8 protein-coding genes are annotated in these 7,445 nt (G+C 61.4%); all 8 read right to left on the bottom strand.

What is annotated here, in order from left to right; genetic code table 11:
* A partial coding sequence (locus EOA86_RS14780; RefSeq protein ID WP_164891755.1) for a BMP family ABC transporter substrate-binding protein occupies positions 1–723 on the bottom strand: 723 nt, incomplete at its 3' end.
* 51 nt (positions 724–774) lie between these two features.
* Entirely contained in the window at positions 775–1,695 is a 921-nt protein-coding gene (locus EOA86_RS14775; RefSeq protein WP_128342299.1) for an ABC transporter permease, read from the bottom strand.
* Positions 1,695–2,807, bottom strand: a complete 1,113-nt coding sequence (locus EOA86_RS14770) for an ABC transporter permease (protein ID WP_128342297.1) — start codon at positions 2,805–2,807, stop codon at positions 1,695–1,697. The genes EOA86_RS14775 and EOA86_RS14770 overlap by 1 nt, the downstream gene beginning before the upstream one ends.
* Positions 2,804–4,381: an ABC transporter ATP-binding protein gene (locus tag EOA86_RS14765; protein ID WP_164891754.1), complete on the bottom strand. Its 1,578-nt coding sequence runs from the start codon at positions 4,379–4,381 to the stop codon at positions 2,804–2,806. Before EOA86_RS14765 ends, EOA86_RS14770 begins: the two co-directional genes overlap by 4 nt.
* A 125-nt stretch (positions 4,382–4,506) precedes the next feature.
* Positions 4,507–5,484 (bottom strand): quinone oxidoreductase, encoded by a 978-nt coding sequence (locus EOA86_RS14760; RefSeq protein WP_128342294.1) that lies wholly within the window; start codon positions 5,482–5,484, stop codon positions 4,507–4,509.
* A gap of 35 nt (positions 5,485–5,519) precedes the next feature.
* Positions 5,520–6,326, bottom strand: a complete 807-nt coding sequence (gene pcsA, locus EOA86_RS14755; RefSeq protein ID WP_164891753.1) for a phosphatidylcholine synthase — start codon at positions 6,324–6,326, stop codon at positions 5,520–5,522.
* Entirely contained in the window at positions 6,323–6,937 is a 615-nt protein-coding gene (locus EOA86_RS14750; protein ID WP_128342290.1) for a DUF1326 domain-containing protein, read from the bottom strand. The genes pcsA and EOA86_RS14750 overlap by 4 nt, the downstream gene beginning before the upstream one ends.
* Positions 6,938–6,949: 12 nt before the next feature.
* A partial coding sequence (locus EOA86_RS14745; protein ID WP_206630025.1) for a DUF2182 domain-containing protein occupies positions 6,950–7,445 on the bottom strand: 496 nt, incomplete at its 5' end.

The following is a 7,445-nucleotide window of genomic DNA, read 5'->3' as shown; positions in this document are numbered from 1 at the left end:
CTTGATCATGTCCGAAGACTGGCCGAAGCCCTGTAGGCCGCGCTCTTCGGCGACTTGCAGGGGAGCGGTCGAGTCGGTGTGCTGGACGATGATGTCGGCGCCCTGGTCGAACAGAGCCTTGGCGGCATCGGCTTCCTTGCCCGGATCGAACCATGAATTTACCCAGACGATTTTCGCCTTGAAATCTGGCTTGATTGACTGGGCACCGAGCATGAAGGAATTAATGCCCATCACCACCTCAGGAATCGGGAACGAAACGATGTAGCCCGCGACGCCCGACTTCGATTGCTTGGCGGCGATCTGGCCGAGGATGTAGCGGCCTTCGTAGAAACGTGCGTTGTAGATGCCGAGGTTTTCGGCCGTCTTGTAGCCGGTCGCGTGTTCGAACATCACGTCGGGGAACTTCTTGGCGACCTTTACTTCGGGGTCCATGAAGCCGAAGGACGTGCCGAAAATGATCTTGCATCCTTCGCGCGCCAGGCGCTCGAAGGCACGATCGGCATCGGGACCCTCGGAGACGTTCTCCAGATATGCGGTCTCGACCTTGTCGCCGAGTGCCTTCTCTACGTCCAGGCGGCCCTGGTCATGCTGGTACGAATAGCCGAAATCACCGATCGGGCCGGTATAGACCCAACAGGCTTTCAGTTTTTCCTGCGCTTCGGCGGTCGCTGCCAGCGACAATGCTGCCGCCGCGGCCATCAGCACAATAAGCAGTTTTTTCATCGTGTTACCTCTCTGAGTTAAGCCTTGGAGCTTCCCGTTTGTCTTTTGTTGTCAACGATCTGGAACGAATGGCTGCCCCAAGGAAGCCGGTGTGTTCATCATCGTCAAACGCTTGTTGCGCGAGATTAGAACGAGAACCACGATGGTTGCCAGATAGGGCAACGAAGAAAGCAGTTGCGAGGGAACCGGAATGCCAAAAGCCTGTGCATGAAGCTGGCCGATCCATACCGCGCCGAAGATATAGGCGCCAGCCAGCACCCGCCATGGCCGCCATGATGCGAACACGACCAGCGCCAGTGCGATCCAGCCGCGCCCGGCGGTCATGTTCTCCACCCATTGCGGCGTATAGACCAGCGACAGGTGGCCCCCGGCAAGGCCTGCACAGGCGCCGCCGAAGATCACCGCCAGATAGCGGTAGCGGATGACCTGGATGCCAAGGGCATGGGCCGATGTGTGGCTGTCGCCGATCGAGCGCAGCGTGAGCCCGGTGCGGGTCTTGAACAGGAACCACATGACGGCGGCGGTCAATGCAATCGAGATGTAGAAGATCGGGTCCTGGCCGAACAACAACCTGCCGATGACGGGGATCGCTGTCAGGCCGGGAATGTCGAGGTTTGGCAGCCTCGCGCCGGGCTGGCCGACAAAGCTGGTGCCCATCATGCCGGAAAGCCCCAGGCCGAGCAATGTCAGCGACAGGCCGGTCGCCACCTGGTTTGTGGCCAGCGACAACGTCATGACAGCGAACAGCAGCGAAAACACCGCACCCAAGGCGATCGCCGTCAACAACCCGATCCACGGCGATCCGGTGAGATAGCCGGCGCCGAAACCGCCGACCGCCCCCATGATCATCATGCCTTCGACACCGAGATTGAGCACGCCGGAACGTTCGACCACCAGCTCGCCGATCGCCGCGATCAGCAACGGCGTCGCCGCGGTTGCGATGGTCAAAAGAATGTTGACGGTGATGTCCATCAGCGGGCCTCCTCCAGCTTCGGCGCGGATTCAAGCTTCGGCGCGGCAAAACCGATCAAGCGAATGCGGTAGTGAATGAGCGTGTCGCAGCCGAGCACGAAGAACAGGAGCATGCCCTGGAACACGCGCGCCACCTTGTCGGAGATGCCGAGCGCGCTTTGCACCGCCTCGCCACCGAGATACGTCAGTGCCAGCACCAGGCCAGCAGCGACGATGCCGAGCGGATTGAGCCGGCCGAGGAACGCCACGATGATGGCGGCAAAGCCGTAGCCGGGCGAGATCACCGGTTGCAGCTGGCCGATGGCTCCGGAGACTTCCGAGATGCCGGCAAGCCCGGCCAGTGCACCCGACAGCATGAAGGCGAAGAACACCATCCGGTTCATACCGAAGCCGGCGAAGCGCCCTGCCCTGGGGCTTGAGCCGAGCACGCGAACCTCAAAGCCTTTCAGCATGCGGCTCATCAAGATCCAGACCAGCACCGCCGCGACCAGCGCGAACACGAAACCCCAATTGGCACGGCCGGAGGCCGGCATCAGTTCCGGCAATATGGCCGAGTCGTTGAACTGTATCGTCTGCGGGAAATTGAAACCCTTCGGATCGCGCCACGGCCCACGCACCAGCCAGTCGAGGAACAGCTGCGCGACATAGACCAGCATTAGGCTGGTCAGGATCTCGTTGGTGTTGAAGCGCGTCTTGAGCAAGGCGGGAATGGCGGCGTAGGCGGCACCGCCGACCATGCCGAACAGCAGCATCAGCGGCAGCACCAGCGGGCCTTCAAACTGGGGAAACAGCACCGGAATGCTCGAGCCGACGATGCCGCCCAGGATGAATTGGCCTTCCGCGCCGATGTTCCAGATGTTGGCCCTGTAGCAAACCGACAGGCCGACCCCGATCAGGATGAGCGGTGCCGCCTTGATCGCCAGCTCATGCAGCTGCCAGACCTGACTGACCGGCTCGAGGAAGTAAATTTGGAACGCCTTCAAAGGATTGACGCCAAGCAGTGCGAACAGGATGGCGCCGGCGATGATCGTCAACACGAATGCAATGAAGGGCGACAGCGCCGAGAACAGCATCGAGCGCTGCGGCCGTTTGACGAGTTCGAGGCGCATCATGACGTCTCCAGAGCGTGTTCGGCGTGGCCTGGCTCGGCCCCGCCCATCAGCAGTCCTATCTTTTCGAACGTGGCCTCAGCGATCGGCAAAGGCTTCGACAATTCGCCATTGTGCATCACCGCGATCGCGTCGGATATCTCGAACAGTTCGTCGAGGTCCTGACTGATGACCAGCACTGCCGAGCCGCTGCGCGCCAATTCGATCAGCGTCTGGCGAATGTGGGCGGCGGCACCGGCGTCGACGCCCCATGTCGGCTGATTGACGACCATGACGCTTGGCCTGCGGTCGAGTTCGCGGCCGACAATGAATTTCTGCAGATTGCCGCCTGAAAGCGCTGCCGCCTCCGGATCAAGGGCGCTCTTGCGCACATCCATCGTGTTGATGATGCGCTGGGCAGCGGCATAGATCGCATCGCTTTTGACCATTCCGCCGGCGCCGACAAACACCTTGCCGTCGGTGGCATGGCGCGACAGCAGCAGGTTTTCCGAAAGCTTCATGCGGGGTGCTGCACCGTGGCCGAGCCGCTCTTCCGGCACGAAGGCAGCGCCCATCAGCCGCCTGCCGGTGATGCTGAGGCCGCCGGCATCCTTGCCGCGGATGCGCACCGAGGCGGCATCCTGCTGCGGGACCTCGCCGGAAACGGATTCGAAGAACTCGCCCTGGCCGTTGCCGGCAACGCCTGCAATGCCGATCACTTCGCCGGCGCGTACCGTCAGGTTGATATTCCTGAGCGGGATCGAGAACGGCGTTGCCGGCCTGCGGCTGAGTGCACGAATTTCAAGCAGCGACTGCGCCGTCTCAATACCCTGAACCGGCGCGCGCACCACGGCCTGAACGTCGTTGCCGACCATCATGCGTGCCAGCGATGCCGCGGTTTCCTTGCGCGGATTGCAATGGCCAACCACCTTGCCGTGGCGCAGCACGGTGGCGCGGTCGCAGATGCGCTTGACCTCTTCCAGCCGGTGCGAAATGTAGAGGATGGACTTTCCTTCCGAGCGCAACCGTTCGAGCGTCTCGAACAGCTTGTCGGCTTCCTGCGGCGTCAGCACCGAAGTCGGCTCGTCGAGAATGATGAGCTGCGGCGTCTGCAGAAGACAACGGATAATCTCTATACGCTGGCGCTCACCGACCGACAGGTCGCCGACCAGCGATTGCGGGTCGAGCGGCAGGCCGTAGCTGTAGGAAAGCGCCCTCGCCTTCGCGGCGATCGTGCTGATCGGCGAACCGTCATCCAGCGACAGCGCGATGTTCTCGGCCGCCGTCAGTGCCTCGAACAACGAAAAATGCTGGAACACCATGCCGATGCCGAGCTTCTTCGCGAAGCCGGGATTGCTGATCGTGACCGCCTGACCGTTCCAGAAAATCTCGCCCGAATTGGGCTCCAATGTTCCGAACAGCATTTTGACGAGCGTCGACTTGCCGGCGCCGTTCTCGCCGAGCAATGCGTGGATTTCGCCTTTTGCGACGTTGAGATCGATATGGTCGCACGCTGTCAGCGTGCCGAACGTCTTGGTAAGGCCACGAACCTCAAGCAGGTCTGCGTCGTCCTGATTTGCACTCACAGTGCCTCCCATCTGGTTTGCCAGATATGTTCTGTGTTCCCGCAGGCATGGTATGCGCGGCCTGCTGTCATCGCAAAGCGGCACCCGTCTTGAAAGAGCTTCAAGAATTTCAGCGGAAACTCAAGGGATAGCAAGGCTCAGGGGATAAGAATGGTTGTCCCGGTCGTCCTGCGGCCCTCAAGGTCGGAATGCGCCTTGCCGGCATCCTTGAGCGCGTAGCGCTGGTTGATCTTGATCTCGACCGCGCCGCTGAGCACGATTTCGAACAGCGCGGCGGCGGACGCCTCCAGGTCTTCGCGCTTGGCGTTGTAGACGAACAGCGTCGGACGGGTTGCGAACAGCGAACCTTTCTGCGCCAGCAACGACATGCTGAACGGCGGGACCGGCCCCGACGATTGACCGAAGCTCGCGAACATGCCGAGCGGCTTCAGGCAGTCGAGCGAGGCCGGAAAGGTGTCGTTGCCTACCGAATCATAGACGACGTCGCACTTCTTGCCACCGGTGATGGCGAGAACGCCGGCGACGAAGTCCTGCTCGCGGTAGTTGATGACGTGGTCGAAGCCATGCGCCTTGGCGAGCTCGATCTTGTCGGCGGAGCTGGCGGTGCCGATCACGGTTGCGCCAAGATGCTTGGCCCATTGGCCAAGGATCAGCCCGACGCCGCCGGCCGCGGCGTGAAACAGAATCGTGTCGCCCGCCTTCACCTTGAAGGTACGGCGCAGCAGATATTCCGCTGTCATCCCTTTCAGCATCATGGCGGCCGCCTGTTCGTCGCTGATGCCGTCCGGCACCTTGACCACGCGGTCGGCGGCGATCACGCGCTGCTCGGCATAGGCGCCAGTCGTCACGGCGTAGGCGATGCGATCGCCCGGCATCAGCCAGTCGAGATCCGCGCCGACTTCCACCACCACCCCCGCCGCCTCGCTGCCGGGTATCAGCGGGAAACCGCCTGGCGGCGGATAAAGGCCGGAGCGATGATAGACGTCGATGAAATTGAGGCCGATCGCCGTGTGTCTGACCAGGATTTGTCCCGAGCCGGGTTGGCCCGGATCGGCGTCCTCATAGGTCAGAACCTCCGGACCGCCATTGGCGTGGATGCGTATTGCTTTGGACATTGATGAGGCTCTCTTGGGACCAGACTCTCTTGGGATCAGGTTTTTTTCGCGCCGAGCGTTGGAAAGAGCTGCATGATACCGCCGATGCATGCGAGGTAAAGTCCGGTGACCGTGATGCCGATCTTGGTGAAGACACTCACCTGCTCGCCCAAGACGCCGATCTGGTCGTAGAAGGCGGCAAGAGCTGCCTGCGCCAGCGCCAGCGCTCCAAAAGCGCACCACAGCAGCGTCATGCCAAGGTTGATTGGACGCAGCCGCACCACCCGCACCGGGTGGATGAAATTGATCGGCACAAAGGTCAGGATGCCGGCCACCACGACGACGGCGAAGGAAACCCATTGTCCCGGATCGATGACGAAAAGCGTGAACACCACCATGTTCCAGACTACCGGAAACCCCTTGAAGAAATTCTCCTTGGTCTTCATGCCGGTGTCGGCATAGTAGATCGCGCTCGACACGACGATGATCGCCGCCGACAGGAACGACAGGCCCTCACCCATGAAGCCGCGCTGGTAAAGCGCGAAGGCCGGTATCAGCACGTAAGTGACGTAGTCGATGATGTTGTCGAGGAGTTCGCCCGACCATGTCGGCAGGATTTCCTTGACCTCGAGTTTCCTGGCGATCGGCCCGTCGATGCCGTCGACGAACAGCGCCAGCCCCAGCCACCAGAACATCGCCGTCCAGCGCTGCTCGCTCGCCGCCACCAGCGACAGGAACGCCAGGAACGAGCCCGACGCGGTCAGCAGATGGACCGAAAACGCGCGCGCCTGCGGCCACGTGACTTTCTTCTTTGGCCTCGGAATCCTGTCCGTGATTTTCCTGGCCGTAGTTTTTTTTCTCACGGGCCCCGCCAGTCCAGCTTGCAGATTTCGGCCGAGCGGCCGGCAAAATTCCAGTTGCGGCCGAAGGCCCGCATCTTGCTCTTGTCGGACCGGGCGACGATGATTTCCGGTGCGATCCAGTATTCGGAATTGCTGATCACCGTATCCTTGTCGCGGTCCTTGCCTGGGATCGGCGTCACCGTTCCGTCGATGATCTTCGGTATCTGGAAAATCCGCGTCCTGTCGCGCGTCTCATAGGTGATCGGCGCTTGCTCGACGCCGAGGAACTTTCCGACCAGGATCGAGAGCAGCGAGGTGGTTCCGCCAGCCTTGCCGGTGAAAATCCTGGTCAGCGCCTTTACCGCGTAGGCTGAGGCGCGCTTGTCGATGAACAGTCCGGCGGTCCAGTTGCCGCGGCTCATATAGCCGGGAATTTCCATGATCAGCCCAAGGTTGAGGCCGGACAGGTCGACCTCGCCGAAATGGCCGGCATCGATGCGGAACCCCGCCCAGGTCTGACAATAGCCCTCTGTGGGCGGATGACTGCCGAGAGACAGCACGCAAGGACAAAAAACCGTGCAATTGCAGGAGAGTACCAGCTCTCCTTTCATTGCCCAGCCTTGATCCGCCATCGACTTCTCTCCCTATGCCGAGACTACTAGCAGGGCGGCTGCCCAGACAAGCAGTATCGCACCGGCGATCCGGGTTGGCAGCCTGCCCGCTGTCTGTTTTTCGATCAAGGTGAACAGGCCGATCAGCGCCATCCAAAACAAGTTCATCACACCGACGGCGAACATCACCAGCATCAGCGCCCAGCAGCAGCCGAGACACCAGACGCCCTGCTCCATGCCGAGCCGGAAAATCCGGCCGGACCTCGCACTCCAGTTCGAAAACAGGATCGAGAACGGGTTTTTGCACTTCGTCAGGCAGGCTTCCTTCAGCCCGCTGAACTGGTAAAGGCCGGCACCCAAAAGTGCAGCCGCTCCTGTCGCTCCGACCATCGGATCGAGCATCTGCACAGATGATGCGAAGGCGTGAGCGATGAACGTCAGCGCCGCAAACGCTGCCGACGCAGCCAACCACACGCTGAGGTAACCGGCGACCAGGACCAGCGGATGGACGACCGCTTCGCCCTTGATC

The sequence above is a fragment of the Mesorhizobium sp. M5C.F.Ca.IN.020.32.2.1 genome, from assembly GCF_004023105.1.
GTDB classification, from domain to species: Bacteria; Pseudomonadota; Alphaproteobacteria; order Rhizobiales; family Rhizobiaceae; genus Mesorhizobium; species Mesorhizobium wenxiniae.
This window is presented reverse-complemented; position numbering and strand designations above follow the sequence as displayed.

Coding starts and splice junctions, on each gene's coding strand:
- EOA86_RS14775 (WP_128342299.1), bottom strand. CDS start 1,695: ATGGACATCACCGTCAACATTCTTTTGACCATCGCAACCGCGGCGACG.
- EOA86_RS14770 (WP_128342297.1), bottom strand. CDS start 2,807: ATGATGCGCCTCGAACTCGTCAAACGGCCGCAGCGCTCGATGCTGTTC.
- EOA86_RS14765 (WP_164891754.1), bottom strand. CDS start 4,381: ATGGGAGGCACTGTGAGTGCAAATCAGGACGACGCAGACCTGCTTGAG.
- EOA86_RS14760 (WP_128342294.1), bottom strand. CDS start 5,484: ATGTCCAAAGCAATACGCATCCACGCCAATGGCGGTCCGGAGGTTCTG.
- EOA86_RS14750 (WP_128342290.1), bottom strand. CDS start 6,937: ATGGCGGATCAAGGCTGGGCAATGAAAGGAGAGCTGGTACTCTCCTGC.